Below are 20,284 nucleotides of genomic sequence, written 5' to 3'. Positions count from 1 at the left end.
GTTGGTGGAAATAAGAGAGCGTCTGGAATGGGCTGCCGTTTACTTGGCGAAAAATGCCCGTCGAACCAAGCAGCGAAAATCGATACAGAACAGGACCTTAGAAGGAATTTCAAATGAAGTGTTTTCTTAAGGTCCTGTATATGAATGACACCTATGGTCACCAGACCGGGGACGTGGTGCTCAAGCGGGTGGCCAGCTTTGGCGCCAAGCTGCTGGGGGATCATGGCTGGGTATGCCGCTATGGCGGGGAAGAGCTGGTGGTGCTGTTTGCCAATCCCGATATCCACTTCTGCCAGATGCTGCTGGAGCAGTACAGGATTGGGGTGGCCTCCCTGCACTGGCGTGAACCCGGTCTTGGGATCACCTTCAGCGGCGGCCTGGTGGCGAGTGCCCCCGGGCTTGGGGCCAGGAGCCTGCTGACCATGGTCGATGCCGAGGTCTATCGCGCCAAGGGTGACGGCAAGAATCGCATCTACATGGTGGATCCCCTGGCCCCCCGGGACGACTCGCCCTCAGGGGATGGCATGTTGAGCAAAGAAGAGGCCTGAGGGCCTCTTCTTCATTGCGCGGATCAAGGGTGCAACTGCCAGGTCCAGAGGGGCCAGCCCAGCTCCTCGGCGCACTGGCGCAGGGCGGGGGCCGGATTGACCGCATGGGGATGGCTCACCGCCTGCAGCATGGGCAGATCGTTGTGGGAATCGCTGTAGCCGAAGCTCTCCTGCCAGAGGTGTTCCTTTCCGGCAAAGAGCTGGTTGATGCGGGCCACCTTGCCTTCGCGAAAACTCAGGGTGCCGCGGGTCTGGCCGGTCAGCATGCCGGCTTCCTCGTCGAGCAGGATGGCCACGCAGTGATCCATCCCCAGCATCTGCGCCATGGGGGCCACCAGATGCTCGCCGGAGGCGGAGATGAGCACCAGCTCGTCTCCACGCTGGCGGTGCCACTCGATGCGGGCCAGCCCCTCGGGATAGAGGCGCTCCCGCAGCACCTGTTCGGCAAAGCGGGTGCAGAGGGAGTCGAGCCACTGGCGCGTCTTGCCTGCCAGCGGTTGCAGGGTGAAGGCCATGTACTGGTGCATGTCCATCTTGCCCTGGTGGTAGAGGGACATCATGGCCTGCTCCTCGGCCACCATGCCCGCCGGGGCCAGCTCCTGGGCCACCATGTACTCCAGCCAGAGGCTGGCGGAATCCCCGGCAATAAGGGTCTCGTCCAGATCAAACAGTGCCAGGGCCATGGCTGCTCCTCGGGTTGGCTGCCAGCATCGGGGTACTGGCTGAAAAATGAATGGGATTCATGGCGTTATGCTACCTCACAGAGTTGATCTCGGGCCACCACCAGGGTCACGGCGCTGCCCACCGGCAGCAGATCGCCGGCACGGCGGTTGAGGCAATCCACCGTCAACAGCCCTGCCTCGCACTCCACCTGATAGCGGAGGACGTTGCCGAGCAGCTGCTGCTGGCGAACGATGCCGGGCAGGCTGGGCTCGTGGCTGGTCGCCCCTGCAGGCAGCAGGGTGATGGACTCCGGCCGCAGCGCCAGCTTGCCGCGAAAGCGCGGGCCGAACAGGGATTTGGCCTGCTCGCCACCCAGCAGGTTGTAGTTGCCGATAAAGCCCGCCACGAACTCGCTGGCGGGGCGGGTGTAGATCTGCTCCGGCGTGCCGCTCTGGACGATGGATCCCTTGTTCATCAGGAAGATCCGATCCGACAGGGTCAGCGCCTCCTCCTGATCGTGGGTCACGAAGATGGTGGTGAGCTCGAGGCGCTGCTGGATCGCGCGGATCTGCTGGCGCAGGCTGCGGCGGATGCGGGCATCCAGCGCCGAGAGCGGCTCATCCAGCAAGAGGATCCGTGGCTGCACCACCAGCGCCCGGGCCAGCGCCACCCGCTGGCGCTGGCCGCCGGAGAGCTCGGCCGGATAGCGGCGCTCGAAGCCGGTCAGCTCCACCAGCTCTAGCGCCTCCTGTACGCTGGCGGCGAGATCCCGCCCCGGCTGGGGTTTCATCTTGAGGCCGAAGGCGACGTTGTCCCACACCGTCATGTTGGGGAAGAGCGCATAGCTCTGGAACACCATGCCGATGCCCCGCTTCTGGGGTGCCTGCCAGGTAATGTCCTCACCGGCCACCCGCACCTGACCGCCATCCACCGGGGTGAGCCCGGCCAGCGCCCGCAGCAGGGTGGATTTGCCGCAGCCGGAGGGGCCGAGCAGGGTCACCAGCTCCCCCTTGCGGATGCCGAATTCAATTCCCTCGAACACCTTGGTGTCACCGTAGGATTTGTGCAGTTGATTCACTTCTAGGTGGAACATGTTGATTCACCGATGAAATCTGTTGGCTGCCCAGGTGAGCAGCAGGGTCAGCAGGAAGTAGCTCATCACCAGTGCGCTGGTGAAGTGGCCCGAGGTGGCGCGCATGTTGTAGAGGTAGACCTGCAGGGTCTCGTAACGGGTGCCCACCAGCATGTTGGCAAACACGAACTCGCCGAGCAGGAAGGAGAGGGAGAGAAACAGCGCTGCCAGCAGCCCCTTGCGCAGGCAGGGGATCACCACCAGCAGGAAGGCGCGGGCGCTGCTGGCCCCCAGCAGATGGGCGGCATCCATCAGATCCTTGAGCGGCACCCCTTGCAGGCTGTTGGCCAGCGCCCGGTACATGAAGGGGAGCACCACGGTGAACCAGGTCCCGATCAGGATCCACGGCGTGCCGATAATCGGCAGCACGCCGTCAGCGTAGATCTGCAACAGCCCCACCGAAGAGACCACGGGCGGCACCGCGAAGGGGAGCAGGATCAAGAGGTTCATCCAGGGATCCAGCCTGGGGAAGTAGTAGGCCACCACCAGCACGGTGGGCACCAGTACCAGGGTCCCCAGCAGCAGGGTGGCGAAGCAGACCAGGAGGCTGCGGCCAAAGGCCGCCAAAAAGCGCGGATCGCCCCAGAGCTTGAGATACCAGTCGAGGGTAAAGCCGTCCGGCAGCAGGGCCGCCCCCCAGCGGGTGGAGATGGAGTAGAGAAAGGTAGCCAGCAGCGGCAGCAGCAGGGTGGCGACCAGCGCCCCCAGCACCCATCTGGGCCAGCGCGGCGTCAAATCATGCATGGGATTGCCCCTTGTTCACATAGCTCTTTTTCAGCAACCACTGGTTGGCGGCCGTCACCACCCCCAGCAGCACCATCAGGATCACCGCCAGCGCCGCCGCGAGATTCGGCTCGAGGAAGATGTCGCCGGAGACCAGACTGGCCACCCGGATGGTCACCAGGTTGAAGTTGCCGGTGGTGAGGGCGTAGGCGGAGGCATAGGCCCCCACCGCGTTGGCAAACAGGATGATCAGGGTGCCGAGCAAGGCGGGCGTCAGCACCGGCAGCGCAACGTGCCATACATACTGCCCCTTGCTCGCGCCGAGCAGGGCGGCGGCCTGGGGCCACTCATCCTGTAGCGCATCGAATGCCGGGTAGAGCAGCAGCAGGGCGAGGGGGATCTGGAAGTAGGTGTAAATCAGGATAAGGCCGCTGCCCGAATAGAGGTTGAAGCCGTCGATGAGGCCCCAGGATTTGAGCAGCAGGGTCACCGCGCCGTTGATGCCGAGAATGATGATAAAGGCGAACGCCAGCGGCACGCCGCTGAAGTTGCCCGTCATGGTGACGAAAGCCAGCAGCACCCGCTTGACCCGCTCGCCACAGTGGCGCAGCGCCGCGGCCCCGAGGGTGCCGATGGCGAGCCCCGCCAGGCTGGCGATGCCGGCGATGCGCAACGAGTTGCCGAAGGATTGCAGATAGAAGGGGGAGCTCAAAATCTCCCGGTAGTGGTCGAGACCCCAGCCATCGGGGGTCTGGACGCTGCCCACCAGCACCCACACCATGGGGGCGAGCTGGAACAGGATCATCAAGAGGACAAAGGGCAGCAGCACGAGGGCCGGCAGCCAGTGGCGGCGCACCCGGCGTGGCTTCACCTGTTGATCCGCGAGGATCTCGGTGGTGGCAGGCATCATCAGTGCACCTCGCGCATAAAGGCCGCCTTGAGCAGCGGGGGGGCTGCCGGCTTGTCGTGGGGAACTCCCAGCAGATCCGCCATCAGGGCGCAGAGCTGGGTCTGGGCGATCGCCACCCCATCCGGCCAGCGCTCGACGAAGGCATCGCCAAAGAGCCAGAGTGGCACGGTGCGCTCCTCGGCCAGGGTGCCGCCATGGCTGAGATCGTTGTTCATGCCGTGATCCGAGGTGATCACCACCTGATACCCCTCCGCCAGCCACTGGGGCAGCAGGTCGGCCAGCAGGCTGTCCATGCGGCGCGCCTGATTGCGGTACTGGCGGGAATCGAGGCCAAACTGGTGGCCCGCATCGTCCACTCCCATGGGGTGGATCAGCAGAAAATCGGGGTCGTACTGGCTGCGCAGCCACTCGCCGTCCATCAGCAGATGGCTGTCGGGGTAGCCGTCGTCCCAGTAGAAGCAGCCGTGCTGGATGGGCAGTTGCTCATCGTGAGTGAAGCGATCGCGGGCCGCCAGCCAGGGGCTCTGGTTGTAGAGCTCGCTCACCCAGTGGTAGGCCGCCGCTGCGGTGCGTTTGCCCGCGGCCCGGGCCAGATGGAAGATGGCGTCGTGTTGGCTCAGGCGCGTCACCCCGTTGTGGGTGATGCCGCTCGCCACCGGCAGCACGCCGGTCAGGATGCACTCGTAGAGAGGGCGGGAGAGGGAGGGCAGGGCGGCACTCAGGGTCGTATGCAGGCCGCGTTCTGCCTCCACCATGCCACAGAGGTAGCCCATGCAATGGGCTACCTCTGCTGCCAGGCCATCCACAAGTACCACTATCACCTTGTGTTGCACTGGCCACTCCTTACTGCATGTTGATCATGACGGTTTCCTGCCACTGGCGCGGCAGGGCCTTGGAGCTCTGCTCCCAGGCGGCGTGATCCTGCACCGGCTTAGCGTTGGCATACTGCTCGGCCGGCAGCAGCTTGGCCTTGACGTCATCCGGCAGGGTCACGTTGCTGCGAATGGGGCGGGCGTAGCCACGGGCCAGGTTGATTTGACCGGCATCGGAGAGGATGTATTCCCGCGCCAACTTGGCGGCGTTGGGGTTCTTGGCCCACTTGTTGATGATGGTGGTGTAGCCGGCGATGACGGAGCCGTCGCTCGGGATCACCACATCAAACTTCTTGGGGTCGATCTGGTCGCGGTAGTTCAGGGCGTTGAAGTCCCACAGCACGCCCACTTCCACCTCGCCCTTCTCGATGTTGGCGATGGTCGGGTCGTTCAGCGACAGACGGCCCTGCTTGGCCAGCTTGCCGAACAGATCCAGGGCGGGTTTCAGATTCTTCTCGCTGCCGCCGGTGGCATAGGCCGCCGCCAGCACGCCGTTGTTGGCCTGGGAGGCGACGCCTACGTCACCCAGGGTCACCTTGTAGTCGCCACCCAGCAGGGATTGCCAGCTGGTGGGGGCGGCCTTGACCAGATCCTTGTTGATCAGGAAGGCGATGGTGCCGGTATAGGCCAGCATCCAGTGGCCATCCGCATCCTTGGCCCAGTTGGGAATGTCGGCCCAGGTGGAGGGCTTGTAGGGCTGGGTGACCCCCTGCTTGACCGCCACCGGGCCGAAGGCGCCGCCCACGTCGCCGATGTCGGCGGTGGCGTTGGCCTTCTCGGCGGCGAACTTGGCGATCTCCTGGGCGGAGCTCATGTCGGTATCCTGATGCTTGATGCCGTAGAGGCTGCCGAGCTGCTGCCAGGTATCCTTCCAGTTGGCCCAGCTGTCCGGCATGCCGACGCTCTGGAGCTGGCCCTCACCGCGGGCGGCTTTTTCGAGATCCGCGATGTTCTCGGCGGCAAACAGCGGTTGACTGATGGCCACCAGGGCCAGTGCACTTGCGATCACGCTTTTCATCATCCCATCCCTCTGGACTAGGTCAGTTAAGGTTCGAGAGGGATGCTAGAGGGGAAATATGACGGTGGCGGGGCGCTTTGATGGCAGTTTCGTGACAATCGCCCTGTCATGGCGCTGTCATCAGGGGCGGTTACAACTCGGGGTCGACAACCTCTGGTCTACTCCAGTGGTGTGCAAACCCGAATGACCGACAGGGATGTGACAGTGACAGAGCGATTGAGTGAACAGGGGATGACTGATGGCCGCATACCCTCCAAGTGCGAACAGATTTGCCGGACCCTACGCCGCTATATCGGCAGCGGACACCTGGCGGCGGGGCAGCAGCTGCCCGCCGAACGGGCCCTGAGCGAGCGATTCGCCACCACCCGCATCACCATCAAGGAGGCGCTCTCCAGCCTCGAGGCGGACGGCCTCATCTACCGGGCCGAGCGGCGCGGCTGGTTCGTGGCGCCGCCCCGCCTCACCTACGATCCTGCCATCCACACCCACTTTCACCAGTGGATTGGCGAGCAGCAGCGCACCGCCGAGACCCGGGTGCTGGCTCATGGCAACCAGCTTGCCAGCAGCGAGTTGTGCCGCTGGATGGGTCTGGAACCCTTTACGCCGCTCTACGAGATCCGCCGCCAGCGGCTGATCGACGGTCGCCCGGTGCTGCACGTCAGCCATCACCTGCTGGCGAGCCGCTTCCCCGGCATCGCCAGCGCTCCTCTGGCCAGCTCCCTCACCGAGCTTTACCGGCAGCGCTATGGCATAGGCCAGGGCTGGGCGAGCCTCGAGATCACCCCCTCGGCGGCCCGGGGAGAGATAGCCCGCGCCCTCAACCTGGCCCAGGGGAGCGCCGTGCTGCGCTTGGTGCGGGTCAATCATGACGAGGAGGGGAAGCTGGTGGATTGCGACATCGAGCACTGGCGACCGGACGCCATCCGCATCTGCCTGGATACCCGGGCACTGCAACCGCTCGCCACCGGCGCGCGGCAGGTGCAACTGGCAGAGTAGCGGCGTTCTAGCGCTGACATGGCGGATCCCGCAGGATCCACCGGGATCAGTTGTCGATGTTGGGGATCAGATCGTCGAAGCTCTGGTAGCCGCAGTCCGCCAGTTGCAGCGACATGGTGTAGGTCTTGCTGCCCTCCCGCTGGCCGATGGCGGGGCGGTTGAGCTTGAGCTCCTGATGCCAGTACTCCTTCATGCGATCGATCAGCGCCATGGCCTCGCTCTCTCCCAGATGGAGCTGGCACAGGGCCATGTAGTTGTTGGGCCTGTGCATGTTCTCCACCAGATAGTCCCCCAGCACCGACATGGCCTGGCGCGCCTGCTGGCGGGCGAAACGGCTGTGCTGCTCGAAGCTGATGCGCTCGCTGATGAGGAAGTGGTAGCTGTTGTCGATGCCAAGCTGCAGGATGCCGAGCTTCTCCAGCTTGCGCAGATAGAGGTAGCAGGAGGCATCGGTCAGGCCGTACTCCCGCTTGAGATCGATAAGGGTCTTGTCGCGCCAGAAGATGTTGGCGAGGAAGGCATAAAGCCCAGGCTCCTTGTGAAACGCCTCATCCTGCTCCTGGGTAAAGACGGCCCGGCGGCTCTGGGCATCCTGGGTCCGGTCCAGCAGCTCTTCGAAGGAGAGTCCCACCAGATGGCAGATCTCCAGCAGGGTGTCGAACGGCAGGGAGGGCTTGTTCATCATGCGCTTCACGGTGGCGATGGAAACTCCCATGGCTTCTGCCAGGGTCTGATAGCGGATCCCCTTGTCGGTCAGGGTTTTCTTCAGGGTGTCGAGGATGTGATTGGCCAGTGTCTGGCTGTAGGTCATGCAACTATTCCTTTATCTGCATTTTTAGTCGTGTCAGAAATTGAGTGGTTTGTCTGTATCGGGCTCAAATTTTGACACCTAGAAAAACCAGAGGAGGGTAACCCGGTGATAATGGCGGAAATGGCCTGACCAGTTGTGGTGCAAGGTGGCAGAAAGTGACACTCGGTGGTGCATATCCTTCAACCTTTCAACATTTTGCTGGTGATGCATATTACATCGCACATAATTCAACACGAATCGGATTCAATACCTTCCTGGTTGAGAAAACGATTGTTTGCTTCCAATTTAAGGGTTTTTTTAACCGCAAGGTTTTATTCTTTCCTGGCATTGAGCGGAACTCGCAAGAGGTCCGCTTTTTTTCTTTTCTCCGAATCTGAGCCCGTCGTCAAGAATGGGGCGCAGTTTTGGTACTTCCTGCGCCACCGACCCCGGAAGGCAGTCCTTTATTCCCCCTGACCGGCAAACAGCTTGGGGATCTCCCGCACCAGCCAGCTCTTGGCCTTGCCCATGGTGTCTCGCCGCCAGGCCAGCACGACCTGGATCTGGTGGCGATATTCGGGACTGATCACCTTGAGTCTGCCCGCCTTGATGTCCTCTTCAATCCAGCGTTGCGGCATGGTGCCGATGCCGAGCCCCGCCAGCAGGGCGTCCCGCTTCTCCCCCATGGTGCTGACGGTCAGGCGCGGCTGCTTGTCGAGCAGGCGGTAGGTGAGCACCGGCTTGCGCAGTGCCGTGTCGGCTACCGCGATGGCGCGATAGCGGCGCAGGGTCTCGTCCGCCAGGGGCTCGGGTTCCTGATGCAGGGGGTGATCGGGGTGGGCGACGTAGAGCATCACCTCCTCCCTGAGCACCTGGTGCTTGATGCCGGTCATGGCGATATCGGCATTGAGAGAGGAGATGAGCAGGTCGGCGCGGCCATCTTCCAGGCACTCCCAACTGCCCGCCAGCACCTCGGCGCGAAACCTCAGCCGGGTATCGGTCTGTTCGGCCAGCCGATCCACCAGGGGGTAGAGAGCCTGTACCGGCATCAAGGCATCGACGGCGATGGTGATGTCGGTCTCCCAGCCACGGGAGAGGGCCCGGGTCTCCCCCACCAGGTGCTCGGCCGCCTCCAGCAGCACCCGGCCCCGCTCCAGCAGCATGCGGCCCGCCGGGGTGAACTTGGTCCTGTGGCCGCTGCGGTCGAACAGCATGGCGTCCAGCTCGTCTTCCAGCTTTTGTACCGTGTAGCTCAGCGCCGAAGGCACCTTGCCCAGCTCGTCGGCCGCTGCCGCGAAGCTGCCACGGCGGTCGATGGCGTCCAGCACCCGGATCGCCTCCAGGGTCAGCGCCCGCTCCTTGTTCGATTCCTTGGCCATACCCAACCTTCAATTTTTTTGAATGTGTTTACCAGATTATCTCGCTAACAACTTAGGGGAAGTCACTTTAATATTCAATCAACGCTTAGGCAGGAACGCCTGGCAGCCAAATAAAAGGTAGTTCCGGGCTGAGACATCCCCAAACACGATGTCTGATGTCAGCAAAAGAACAACATAGTATTTGAATGATCTCTTGCATGGATGCATTGATTCGGGCCCAAGGGGCCTTGGCAATGACATAAAACCCAAGAGAGTGAATGAACATGAAAAACGTAATCAAGATGCTGGCCGTTGCAGGCCTGATGACCGCAGGTGCCGCCCAGGCTTCCGTTCCCGCTGACTTCAATGCCGCCCCGGGCGTGCTGTTCGTCAACTGGAGCGCCACCGCCGCGATGGACGGCAAGGCCAACCCCATGCTGGAGGTGCGCGACGAGTCCGGTGATCTGCTGGCTTCTGTCCGCGCCAACCTGATCGGCACCCAGCAGGTCGCCATCCCGAGCCGCACCCAGGGCAACCTGACGGTGAGCCTGGGCAACGAAAGCAGCAGCTACCGCATCCCCTTCGGTCTGGGTGACGGTCGCCAGCGTTAATGAACCAACTTGGTCAGTGAGGAGCACACCATGATGAAATTGAGAGCCGCAGAAGCACGGGGCAAGGCCAACTTTGGCTGGCTGGATGCCCGTCACAGCTTCTCCTTCGGTCACTACTATGACCCGGAATGGATGGGACACTCTGCCCTGCGGGTCATCAATCAGGATCGGGTGGCGCCGGGTGGCGGTTTCGCGACCCACCCTCACGCCAACATGGAGATCCTCACCTGCGTGCTGCAAGGCACCATAGAGCACAAGGACAGCCTCGGCCACGCCGAGCAGATCCCGGCGGGGGATTTCCAGCTGATGAGCGCAGGGTCCGGCATCCGGCACAGCGAGTACAACCCCTCGCAAACCGAGCCGCTCTCCCTGCTGCAAATCTGGATCGAGCCGAATGAACACGGCACGACCCCGGGTTATCAGCAGAAGAAGATTGAAAACAAGCCCGGGATGACGCTGGTGGCGTCACCGGACGGCGAGGCAGGATCCTTCAGGATCCGCCAGCAGGCCAGAGTGTGGCGTCTGCAGCTCGCAGAAGGGGAGACCCTGGAGTGGGCATTGCAAGGGCGTCATGGTTACCTGCACATGATTTCAGGGGAGCTGACCGGCAACGGTCTGGCTGCCCGACCCGGCGACGGGCTGCTCAGCCGCGACGAGTCGAGCTGGGTGCTCACCGCCTCCAGGGGGAGTGAAGCCCTGCTGTTTGACCTGCCTTGATAGAAAAATCTTGGCGAAATGAATGAGTTAACAATTAGCTTTTACACTGTAAATACCATGATGGTAAGCAAAGGAATATGACGATGGACAAGATGAAAGATGTGGCACTGCTGGTGGGTCGTGTACTGCTGGCGCTGATGTTCGTGATGGCTGGCTGGGGCAAGATCGGCGGTTACGCCGGTACCCAGGGTTACATGGAAGCCATGGGCGTGCCCGGGTTCATGCTGCCCCTGGTGATCCTGCTGGAGCTGGGTGGCGGTCTCGCCATCGTGCTGGGCCTGTTTACCCGCAGCCTCTCCGTGCTGCTGGCCGGTTTCACCCTGATGGCCGCCTTCATCTTCCACTATCAGCCTGCCGAGCAGATGCAGATGCTGATGTTCATGAAGAACGTCTCCGTGGCCGGTGGTTTCCTGGCCCTGGCGGCGGCCGGTGCAGGGGCTTTCAGCCTGGATGCCCGCCTCGGCAAGCACTGGTAATACCCTGACGTTTCAAGTTTTCCAACGCCTTTTGGCCGGTGCCCTGCACCGGCTTTTTTGTGCCCGCTTCCCGGGGATGTCATCTGTGTGACGGCGCGCAGTCCGGACGCCACAAGTGCCTTTTGCATCTTATCCCCCGATCCCCGACAATCCCGATTCGCGTGCCGTGACGGGAATGTCAGAGAGTGTCCCCCCGCGCACCCCCTCTTCATGAAATTGGCGGGAGTCGTCCATGTTTACCCTCTACCACTCCAATCAGCTGGATCTGCTCAAGGAGCTGCTGGTGAGCCGCATCCGGCAGGCTCCGCTCTCCCACCCCTTCGATCGGGAGCAGATCCTGGTGCAGAGTCCCGGCATGGCACAGTGGCTCAAGCTGGAGCTGGCCAAGGCGTTCGGCATCGCCGCCAACATCGACTTTCCCCTGCCCGCGAGTTTCATCTGGGAGATGTTCACCCGGGTGCTGGCGGACGTGCCGCGCCAGAGCCCCTACAACAAGGGGGCCATGAGCTGGCACCTGATGACCATTCTGCCCACTCTGCTCGGCAGGCCCGCCTTTGCGCCCCTCGCGGCCTATCTGGGGGGCAGTGACGGGGCGGCGCCGGAGCAGGTGCGGCTCTGGCAGCTCTGCCAGAAGGTGGCGGATCTGTTCGACCAGTATCTGGTCTACCGGCCGGACTGGATCGCCCGCTGGGAAGAGGGGGAAGGATTGAGCCAGGAGCTGGCCGGAGTGAGCGGTCAGGATTGGCAGCCCGAGCTCTGGCGCGAGCTGGTGGCCCGCACCCTGGCCCTCAGCCCCAGCGGCTACCACCGCGCCAACCTCTACGAGGCCTTCATCCACGAACTGGAGCGCACCCGGGATCTGCCGGGCAGGCTGCCGCAACGGGTCTTCGTGTTCGGCATCTCGGCCCTGCCGCCCCGCTACGTGGAGGCCCTGCTGGCCCTCGGCAGCCGCCCCGAGGTGGAGGTACACCTGTTTGTGACCAACCCCTGCCGCTACTACTGGGGGGATTTGCTCGATCGCAAGACCCTGGCGCGCCTCGAAAACAAGCTCAAGCCCGGCACGGATCTCGAGACCCTGCAGGGCCCCGCCAACCCCTTGCTCGCCTCCATGGGCAAGCTGGGGCGCGACTACCTGCACCAGCTGATGGAGCTGGAGGTGCCGCAGATCGAGGCCTTCGTCGACATCGAGGATCGCGACGATGAGGGCAAGGTCACCTTGCTGCGGGCCATCCAGAAAGACGTGCTGGAGCTGGCGGAACGGGGGGCTGGCGAGTTCAACCTCGATGCAAGCCACCACAAGAGCCCTGTCAGCCTGGATGACGGCACTTTGCAGATCCACGCCTGCCACGGCCCCATGCGGGAGCTCGAGGTGCTGCATGACCGGCTGCTGGCCCTGTTCGAGCAGGATCCCACCCTCACCCCCAAAGACGTGGTGGTGATGATGCCGGACGTCAACAGCTACGGCCCCTACATCCAGGCCGTCTTTGGCAAGGAGGGCGGCAAGGGGCGGGGCGGGGCCCGCGGCCAGATCCCCTTTGCGATCTCAGATCGGGCGGCGAGCCAGGAGAGCCCGCTGCTGCAAAGTTTCCTCGCTCTGCTCAGGCTGCCGAACGCCCGCTTCGGGGCGGGGGAGCTGCTCGCCATCCTGGAGGTGCCCGCCGTGCTGCGCCGCTTCGAGCTGGACGACGACGAGTTCAACGTGCTGCGGCGCTGGGTGCAGGAGACCGGCATCCGTTGGGGGCTGGATGACGACTATCCCGAGCGCTTCGCGCTGCCGCGTCTGTCCGGCAACAGCTGGCTGTTCGGCCTGCGGCGCATGCTGCTGGGTTTTGCCATGGGGGACGGGGAGCCGGTGGCGGGGATCCTGCCCTATGCGGACATCGAGGGTCAGCAGGGGCTGATCCTCGGCAAGCTCGCCTGGTTCGTCGACTCCCTGGCGGAATTTCTGCCCCGGCTGCAACAGGCGCAGCCGCTGGCCGAATGGCACGCCTGCCTGCTGGCGCTGCTGGAGCGCTTCTATCTCGCCGACGAGGATGAAGAGCGCCAGCTCCAGCTCATTCGCAGCCAGCTCATAGACTGGCAGGCCCAGCTCGGCGAGGCCCGCTTCGAGCAGGCCATCAGTGCCGACCTGTTGCAGGACTACCTCGGCAGCGTGCTGGGGGAGTCCCGCTCCAGCCAGCGCTTCCTCGCCGGTCAGGTCAACTTCTGCACCCTGATGCCGATGCGCTCCATTCCCTTCCGCCAGGTCTGCCTGCTCGGCATGAATGACGGCGTCTACCCGCGCACCCTGCCCCCCATGGGCTTCGATCTGATGGCGGTGGCCTCGCGGCGTGGGGACCGATCCCGCCGGGATGACGACCGCTACCTCTTCCTCGAAGCGCTCCTCAGTGCCCAGCAGGGGCTCTACATCAGCTATCAGGGGTTCAGCGCCCAGGACAACAGCGAGAAGGTGCCCTCCGTGCTGCTGGCGGAGCTCATCGACTACGTGCGCCAGGGCTTCGTGCTGGCGGGGGATGAAGATCTCGACGACGACACCTCGGGCCAGCGGCTGCTCGAACACCTGATCGTGGCGCACCCCCTCACCCCCTACAGCCCGGCCTACTTTTACCCCGAACCCGGCTCCGGTCTCTTCACCTATGCCGCCGACTGGCTGCCGGCCCTGAGCCCCGAGCGGGGGGCCGCCAACTTCCAGAGCGGCGATCTGCCCCTGCCCGCGGAGTGGGGCAGGGAGCAGGGGCTGGAGCTGGCGGAGCTGCTGCGCTTCTATCGCCAGCCAGCCAGGTACTTCCTCAACCGCCGCCTCAAGGTGTGGTTCGAGCTGGAGGAGGCGACCATCGAAGACAGCGAGCCCTTCGAGCTGGACGGCCTGCAGCATTATCAGCTCAAGGCGCTGCTGCTGGATGCCCATCTGACCGAAGGGGAGAGCGAGGCCCGTCGCCATCGGCTGCAACTCTCCGGCCTGCTGCCGCAAGGGTGGTTCGGCAGCCTGCTGCTGGAGGAGATCGACGGCGAGATGGGCAAGCTGGCGGCGCGGCTGCGCCCCTGGACGGGGGACAAACAGGCGGTGGAGATCGACATCGCCCTGGCCCAGGGGCAGCTTCAGGGCTGGATAGACACCCAGAAGGGACGAGCGCTGGTGGTCAAACCCGGCAGCTTCAACGGCAAGGATCTGCTGCTGGCCTGGATCCAGCACCTTTGCCTCTCATTGAGCAGCGCCCCCGGCGACACCCTGCTGTTCGATGCCAAACAGAGTCTGCGGCTGCCAAGGCTTGCGGCGGACGAGGCGCGGCCCAGGTTGGCGGCCCTGGTGGCCCTCTGGACCCAGGGGATGAAGCGGCCGCTGCCGTTCTTTCCGAGCACCGCCTGGGAGTGGCTCAAGGCGATCGAGAATGATCCGGCAAAGCCGGAGGAGGCCGACAAGGCGGCGCTTGCCCGCTTCAACGGCGGCTACATGGTGACGGGAGAGGGGCAGGACGTCTATGTCGCCCGCTGCTTCCCGGAACTCGATGACGAGGTGCTGGCCCAGTTGCAGGGGCTGGCCCGTGAACACCTGACCCCGCTCCATCAGGCGCTGGAGGAGTTGCAATAATGGCTAACCCGCTCAATCCCCTGCGTTTCCCCCTCTATGGCGAGCGGCTGATCGAGGCCTCAGCCGGGACCGGCAAGACCTATACCATCGCGGGCCTCTATCTGCGCCTCTTGCTGGGCCACGGCCCGGTTATCGAACAAGCAGGCGAGGAGGGGGGAGACGCCGGTCAGCCCTGTGCCCACGAGCGGCCCCTGTCGGTGACCGAGATCCTGGTGGTGACCTTTACCGAGGCGGCCACCGCCGAACTGAGGGGGCGGATCCGCGCCCGCATCCACGAGGCGCGTCTCGCCTTTATGCGCGGTCACAGCACGGATACCCTGCTGGCCCAACTGCTGGTGGAGGTGGAGGATCACGATCTGGCGGCCCGTCGCCTGCTGGCCGCCGAGCGGCAGATGGACGAGGCGGCGGTTTTCACCATCCACGGCTTCTGCCAGCGGATGCTCAGGCAGAACGCCTTCGAGTCGGGCGCCCTCTTTGAAACCGAATTTTTGACCGACGACAGCCGGCTCCGGCTGCAGGCGGTGAGTGACTACTGGCGCGCCGAGTTCTATCCGGTGGACAAGCCCCTGGCCCGGGCGGTGCGAAGGCTCTGGCCGAGCCCCGCCGCCCTGCTGCGGGAGATGGGGAGCTGGCTCGACAACGACGAGCTGGAGATCCGCCCGGTGGCGGGGGACGAGACCCTGGCGGCGCGGCACAGCGTCGCCATGGCCCGCATCGGGGCGGTGAAGGCCGGGTGGCTGGCGCAGACGGACGAGATCCGCCTCCAGACCGAGGGGCAGATCAGCCGTTACACCGGCAAGAACTACGAGGGCTGGCTTGCCAAGATTGGCGACTGGGCGCAGGACGAGGCCAGCGGCTACGTCCTCCCCAAGGAGCTGGAGCGCTTCGGCCAGCAGGTGCTGGAGGAGAACCTCAAGAAGGGGGGAACGGTGCCCACCCTGCCGCTCTTTGGCGAGATAGACGCCCTGCTGGCGAGCCGACCCGGCATCCGGGATCTCGTCTTGCAGCGGGCGGCCAGGGTGGTGCGCAGCCGAATGCAGGAGAGCAAGCGCCAGGCCCATCAGCTCTCCTTCGACGATCTGCTGCGGGATCTCGACGGGGCGCTCGGCTCGGGCCTGGGGGAGCGGCTGTGCGAGCGCATCCGCGCCACCTACCGGGTCGCCATGATCGATGAATTCCAGGATACCGACCCCCAGCAGTACCGCATCTTCCATCGCCTTTACGGCGGTCACCAGGACACGGCGCTCCTGATGATCGGCGACCCCAAGCAGGCCATCTACGGCTTTCGTGGCGCGGACATCTTTACCTACATCCAGGCGCGGCGAAATGTGAGCGCCCACTACACCCTGGGGCGCAACTGGCGCTCAAGCCGCGCCCTGGTGGCGGCGGTCAACGGCCTGTTCGAGCGGGCGAAGGATCCCTTCATCTACGAGGCGGACATCCCCTTCCTGCCGGTGGAGGCGCAGGGCAAGAGCCGGGCACTGCTGATCGAGGGGCAGACCGCCCCCGTGCTGCACTGCTGGCAGCTCACCGGTCAGCCCACCTTCAACAAGGGGGAGTACCAGAGCAGGATGGCCCGCGCCACGGCGGCGGAGATCCATCGCCTGCTCACGCTGGCCCGGGAGGGCAAGGCGGTGTTCGGCAGCGAGCCAGTCAGGGCCGGGGATATCGCCGTGCTGGTGCGCACCGGCGCCGAGGGCAAGCTGGTGCAGCAGGAGCTGGCGCGCCTTGCCATCGCCTCCGTCTATCTGTCGAACCGCGAGAGCGTGCTGGCCCAGGTGGAGGCGCGGGAGATCCTGCTGATCCTGCACGCCTGCCAGAACCCGAGCGATGAGCGAAGCCTGCGGGCGGCGCTCGCCACCGGCCTGTTCGATCTCGATGCCAGGGCCCTGGACGCGCTGGCCTCGGACGAGCGGGCCTGGGAGAGCGCGGTGCAGGAGTTCATGGGATACCGCGCGGTCTGGCATCGCCACGGGGTGCTGGCCATGCTGCGGGCCCTGATGCACGGGCGCAACCTCGCCGCCTCCCTGCTGGCGAGCCCCTACGGGGAGCGGCGGCTGACCAACTTCCTCCATCTCGGCGAGCTGCTGCAACAGGCGAGCGGCGAGCTGGACGGGGAGTACGCCCTGTTGCGCTGGCTCGGGGAGGCGGTGAGCCAGCCCAACGGCCAGGACGGGGAGCAGATACTTCGCCTGGAATCCGAGCGCAAGCTGGTGCAGATCGTCACCATCCACAAATCCAAGGGGCTGGAGTACCCGCTGGTCTTCCTGCCGTTCATTTGCAGCCACCGCGCCGCCGACACCCCCCTGTTCCACGAAACGGGGGAGGCGGGCAATCGCACCGTGCTCGATCTCACCGGTGCCGAGGCGTCCCTGGCCGAGGCCGACAAGGAGCGCCTCGCCGAAGACTTGCGCCTGCTCTACGTGGCCCTGACCCGGGGGGTCTATGCCACCTGGCTCGGGCTGGCGCCGGTGCGCTCCGGGGCGGGCAAGTCGGAGAAGACCGACCTGCACCGCACCGCCATCGGCTACCTGCTGCAAAAGGGGGAGGAGGGGGACGCCGGGACACTGGCGACCGCCCTCACCGACCTGGCCCAGGCCCTGCCGGGGGTGGCCGTCGGTGAGCCCTCGCTCACCCGCCCGGCCCCGCTGCCCGCCGAAGCGGAGACGCCGGGGGAGCCCACCGTGCGCGCGTTCCAGGGGCAGCTTGAGCGGGACTGGTGGATCAGCTCCTACTCCGGGCTTGCGGCCCAGGGAAACGGCCACGGCAAGGGGGTGCTGGCCAACCCCGGCTTCGACGACGAGGTGGCCACCGAGGCTGCCGTCACCGTGCAGGAAGAGGAGGCGCCCGCCCCTTCCATCTTCACCTTCCCCAAGGGGGCGCGTCCCGGCACCCTGCTCCACAGCCTGTTCGAGACCATCGACTTCGAGCACGCGGGGGGCGAGTCGCTGGCACAGCACATCGCCGCCCTGCTGACCCAGGAGGGGTTCGACGAAGGCTGGGCTCCCGTGCTGCAACAGCAGGTGGAGGCGGTGCTGGATACCCCCCTTGAGACCGGCCTTGGGGACCCGGTGCGGCTGCGGGATCTGGCCCCCGAGCGCAAACAGGTGGAGCTGGAGTTCTTCCTGCCCATGGGGCGGGTGACGGCACCGGCGCTGACCGCACTCTGCCAGCAGCACGACCCCCTGTCGCGGGACGGCAAGCCGCTCGGTTTTGCCACCGTGCAGGGGATGCTCAAGGGCTTTATCGACCTGGTGTTCGAGTGGCAGGGGCGCTGGTATCTGCTCGACTACAAATCGAACCACCTTGGCATGAGCCCCGCCGATTACGGCCGCCCGGCCCTGGAGCGGGCCATGGTCGAGCATCGCTACGATCTGCAATACCAGCTCTATTCGCTGGCGCTGCATCGGCTGCTCGCCTTGCGGCTGCCGGGCTACGATTTCGACCGGCATTTTGGCGGGGTCTTCTATCTCTTCCTGCGCGGCATGCCCCAGGGGGGCATTTTCCATGCCAGGCCCAGCCGGGAACTGGTGCAGGGGCTGGACGAGTTGTTTAGTAAAGGTGTGACGTCTGACGATCATCGTTTAGAAAAATCGAACAAGGCAGAGGCATGAGGGGCGAGATGAAGGGCGAAACCATGATAGAGCGGCTGAAAGCCTTGGCGCTGGCGGGGCGCATCCGCCAGCTTGACCTGCAATTTGCCAGGCTGGTGGCCGACCTTGGCGGCAGCCCCGAGCTGGTGCTGGGGGCCGCGCTCGCCTGCCATGAGCTGGGGCGCGGCCATGTCTGCCTGCCGCTGGCGATGCTCGCTCAGGGCGGTGACGGGCAGGGATCCTCGCGCCCCTTCGGGCTGGATCCGGATCAGAGCCGGGATCTGCTGGCGGATCTCGCGGATCCCGCGAGCTGGCCCGCCCTCTTTGCGGCCAGCCCCCTGGTGGGGAGCGAACAGGAGGAGGGGGAGAGCCCCCGCTGGCCCCTGCGACTCTGGGGGGATCGCCTCTACCTCACCCGCTACCACGACTTTGAGCTGGGGGTGGCCCGCCACCTTAGCGCCTTGAGTGAACGGGCCGAATGGCCGGAGATTGCCCCGGCCCTGTCACGCCTCTTTGCCCGCGACTACGGCCTGGTGTTCGGGGCCCTGCTCAAGGCCCGCCTCGCGCCGGATTTCTCCGTCCGCCACTTTGTGGAGAAGTACCTGGATCTGGTCTTCCCCCATGAGGTGGAGTGGCCCGCCGTGGAGACCCTGCTAAAAAGCGCCCAGGCGGCCAGCGAGCTGGAGCGGCTGGATACCCTGGTGCCCGAGGCGCTCTGCTGCAACGGCCAGAAGCTGGCGGCGGCCACGGCGGCGGCGCGCCCCTTCGCGGTCATCTCCGGCGGCCCCGGCACCGGCAAGACCACCACGGTGGCCAAGCTCCTCGCCATCCTGGTGGAGACCGGCCTGCAAGGGGGCAAGGCCCCGGCGATCCGGCTGGTGGCCCCTACCGGCAAGGCGGCGGCGCGTCTGACCGAGAGTATCGGCGCTGCCCTGCAGGCCCTGGATCTGCCCCCCGAGTGGGTACAGGCCATCCCCACGGAGGCGGGCACCCTGCACCGGCTGCTCGGGGTGATCCCTGGGCGCAGCCAGTTCCGCCATCACAGAGGCAACCCGCTGCACCTCGACCTGCTGGTGGTGGACGAGGCCTCCATGGTGGACCTGCCCATGATGGCGCGCCTGCTGGACGCGCTGCCCCGCCACGCCCGCCTCATCCTGCTCGGCGACAAGGATCAGCTCGCCTCGGTGGAGGCGGGGGCCGTGCTCGGGGATATCTGCAGCTTTATCGAACAGGGCATCAGCCCCGCGCAGGCACACTGGCTCTCCCGCCAGACCGGCTATCGCCTGCAAGGCACGCCCGCGGGGGCCAGCGTGCGCGACAGCCTCTGTTTGCTCTCCAAGAGCTGGCGCTTTGACCAGCATTCGGGCATAGGCCAGTTGGCGCGGGCCTGCAACAGCGGCGACGGAGCGGCGGTGGAGGCGGTCTGGGGCGCAGGATTTGGCGACATCCGCCTGCACCCCTGGGCGGGGGAGGCCTACAACGCCTTGATCGCAGAGGGGGTGGCCGGTTATGGCAGCTACCTCAAGGCGGCCCGGGCCGGCGAGGATCCGGCGGCGGTGTTCAAGGCGTTCAACGGCTTCCAGATCCTCTGCGCCCTGCGGGACGGCCCCTTCGGGGTGACGGGGCTCAACGAGCGGCTCGAACTGGCCCTCGCCAAGGCGGGGCTGATCCAGCGTGACGGCGACTGGTATGCGGGCCGCCCGGTGATGGTGGTGCGCAACGACCACGGGGTGGGCCTCTACAACGGCGACATGGGGCTCTGCCTGCCCGATGACACCGGCCGCCTCAAGGTGTGGTTCGAGCAGCCGGACGGCACTCTGCGGGCTTTGCTGCCCAGCCGGTTGCCCCCCCATGAGACGGTCTACGCCATGACCATCCACAAATCCCAGGGGTCGGAGTTTGCCCATACCGTGCTGGTGCTGCCCGACAGCCCCAGCCCGCTCCTGACCCGCGAGCTGGTCTACACCGGCATCACCCGCGCCAAGGCCCGGCTCGATCTCTACGGCGAGCGCGCCCTGCTGGCACAGGCCGTGCGGAAAAAGACCGAGCGGTATTCGGGATTGGCACAGAGGTTGGATTAAATAGTTATTATTGATAAATAACATGGAGATTTTAATATGAAAGTATTATCAAAAATGAGGCTTAGGGAAGGTGCGAACAAGTCCCTGATATGAGATCATGTTTGTCATCTGGAGCCATGAAAAAGGGTTCATCATGAGTCATCAGCTCACCTTCGCCGACAGTGAATTCAGCAGTAAGCGCCGTCAGACCAGAAAAGAGATTTTCTT

General features: G+C 64.9%; 15 protein-coding genes and 1 pseudogene. 8 read left to right on the top strand and 8 right to left on the bottom strand.

All coding sequences use genetic code 11. The features are described from left to right. Nucleotides 1-140: 140 nt before the first annotated feature. Nucleotides 141-548: pseudogene (locus J9889_RS09635) on the top strand (GGDEF domain-containing protein); the annotation flags it as partial. 23 nt (nt 549-571) lie between these two features. On the opposite strand, the gene J9889_RS09630 reads toward J9889_RS09635, so the two are convergent. The 6 genes from J9889_RS09630 to J9889_RS09605 all read right to left on the bottom strand — a co-directional run bounded on the left by J9889_RS09630 (nt 572) and on the right by J9889_RS09605 (nt 5,866). Then, on the bottom strand, nt 572-1,231 hold the full coding sequence (locus J9889_RS09630; protein WP_109112074.1) for an HAD family hydrolase: 660 nt from the start codon (nt 1,229-1,231) through the stop codon (nt 572-574). Nucleotides 1,232-1,296: 65 nt separating this feature from the next. Continuing rightward, on the bottom strand, nt 1,297-2,304 hold the full coding sequence (locus tag J9889_RS09625; RefSeq protein WP_210556540.1) for an ABC transporter ATP-binding protein: 1,008 nt from the start codon (nt 2,302-2,304) through the stop codon (nt 1,297-1,299). A 6-nt stretch (nt 2,305-2,310) separates the two neighbouring features. Then, the gene (locus J9889_RS09620; protein WP_210556538.1) at nt 2,311-3,087 is read right to left on the bottom strand and encodes an ABC transporter permease subunit; all 777 of its coding nucleotides are present in this window, start codon (nt 3,085-3,087) and stop codon (nt 2,311-2,313) included. Beyond that, on the bottom strand, nt 3,080-3,976 hold the full coding sequence (locus tag J9889_RS09615) for an ABC transporter permease subunit (protein WP_210556536.1): 897 nt from the start codon (nt 3,974-3,976) through the stop codon (nt 3,080-3,082). Before J9889_RS09615 ends, J9889_RS09620 begins: the two co-directional genes overlap by 8 nt. Continuing rightward, nucleotides 3,976-4,809 (bottom strand): alkaline phosphatase family protein, encoded by an 834-nt coding sequence (locus J9889_RS09610; RefSeq protein WP_143236968.1) that lies wholly within the window; start codon nt 4,807-4,809, stop codon nt 3,976-3,978. Before J9889_RS09610 ends, J9889_RS09615 begins: the two co-directional genes overlap by 1 nt. A gap of 10 nt (nt 4,810-4,819) precedes the next feature. Next, a complete protein-coding gene (locus J9889_RS09605) occupies nt 4,820-5,866 on the bottom strand; it encodes an ABC transporter substrate-binding protein (protein WP_210556533.1) in 1,047 nt (348 codons plus the stop codon). A 183-nt stretch (nt 5,867-6,049) separates the two neighbouring features. Between J9889_RS09605 and J9889_RS09600 the strand changes: the two genes are divergently transcribed. Further along, complete coding sequence (locus tag J9889_RS09600; protein WP_042016482.1) at nt 6,050-6,862, top strand: UTRA domain-containing protein; 813 nt, start codon at nt 6,050-6,052, stop codon at nt 6,860-6,862. A 46-nt stretch (nt 6,863-6,908) separates the two neighbouring features. Here J9889_RS09600 and J9889_RS09595 read toward each other — a convergent pair whose 3' ends face one another. Beyond that, the gene (locus tag J9889_RS09595; protein ID WP_010675913.1) at nt 6,909-7,673 is read right to left on the bottom strand and encodes a helix-turn-helix transcriptional regulator; all 765 of its coding nucleotides are present in this window, start codon (nt 7,671-7,673) and stop codon (nt 6,909-6,911) included. Nucleotides 7,674-8,116: 443 nt separating this feature from the next. After that, nucleotides 8,117-9,031, bottom strand: a complete 915-nt coding sequence (locus J9889_RS09590; protein ID WP_010675912.1) for a LysR family transcriptional regulator — start codon at nt 9,029-9,031, stop codon at nt 8,117-8,119. Nucleotides 9,032-9,288: 257 nt separating this feature from the next. On the opposite strand from J9889_RS09590, the gene J9889_RS09585 reads away from it, so the two are divergent. The 6 genes from J9889_RS09585 (at nt 9,289) to recD (ending at nt 20,077) form a co-directional block, all read left to right on the top strand. Then, complete coding sequence (locus J9889_RS09585; RefSeq protein ID WP_210556532.1) at nt 9,289-9,621, top strand: hypothetical protein; 333 nt, start codon at nt 9,289-9,291, stop codon at nt 9,619-9,621. 30 nt (nt 9,622-9,651) lie between these two features. Further along, nucleotides 9,652-10,338 carry a pirin family protein gene (locus J9889_RS09580; RefSeq protein ID WP_010675910.1) on the top strand — a complete coding sequence of 229 codons (687 nt, stop codon included), beginning with the start codon at nt 9,652-9,654 and terminating at the stop codon, nt 10,336-10,338. An 83-nt stretch (nt 10,339-10,421) separates the two neighbouring features. Next, a complete protein-coding gene (locus J9889_RS09575; RefSeq protein WP_043154976.1) occupies nt 10,422-10,814 on the top strand; it encodes a DoxX family protein in 393 nt (130 codons plus the stop codon). A gap of 232 nt (nt 10,815-11,046) precedes the next feature. Further along, the gene (gene recC, locus J9889_RS09570; protein ID WP_201922450.1) at nt 11,047-14,403 is read left to right on the top strand and encodes an exodeoxyribonuclease V subunit gamma; all 3,357 of its coding nucleotides are present in this window, start codon (nt 11,047-11,049) and stop codon (nt 14,401-14,403) included. Next, a complete protein-coding gene (gene recB / locus J9889_RS09565) occupies nt 14,403-18,017 on the top strand; it encodes an exodeoxyribonuclease V subunit beta (RefSeq protein WP_210556530.1) in 3,615 nt (1,204 codons plus the stop codon). Before recC ends, recB begins: the two co-directional genes overlap by 1 nt. A gap of 8 nt (nt 18,018-18,025) precedes the next feature. Further along, the gene (recD, locus tag J9889_RS09560) at nt 18,026-20,077 is read left to right on the top strand and encodes an exodeoxyribonuclease V subunit alpha (protein WP_210556528.1); all 2,052 of its coding nucleotides are present in this window, start codon (nt 18,026-18,028) and stop codon (nt 20,075-20,077) included. The last annotated feature ends 207 nt before the right edge of the window (nt 20,078-20,284 follow it).

This window comes from Aeromonas sp. PrichA-15, assembly GCF_017939245.1.
Taxonomy (GTDB): Bacteria; Pseudomonadota; Gammaproteobacteria; order Enterobacterales; family Aeromonadaceae; genus Aeromonas; species Aeromonas caviae.
Note: the sequence above shows the minus strand (reverse complement) of the source record. Positions and strands in the feature narration are given on the sequence as shown.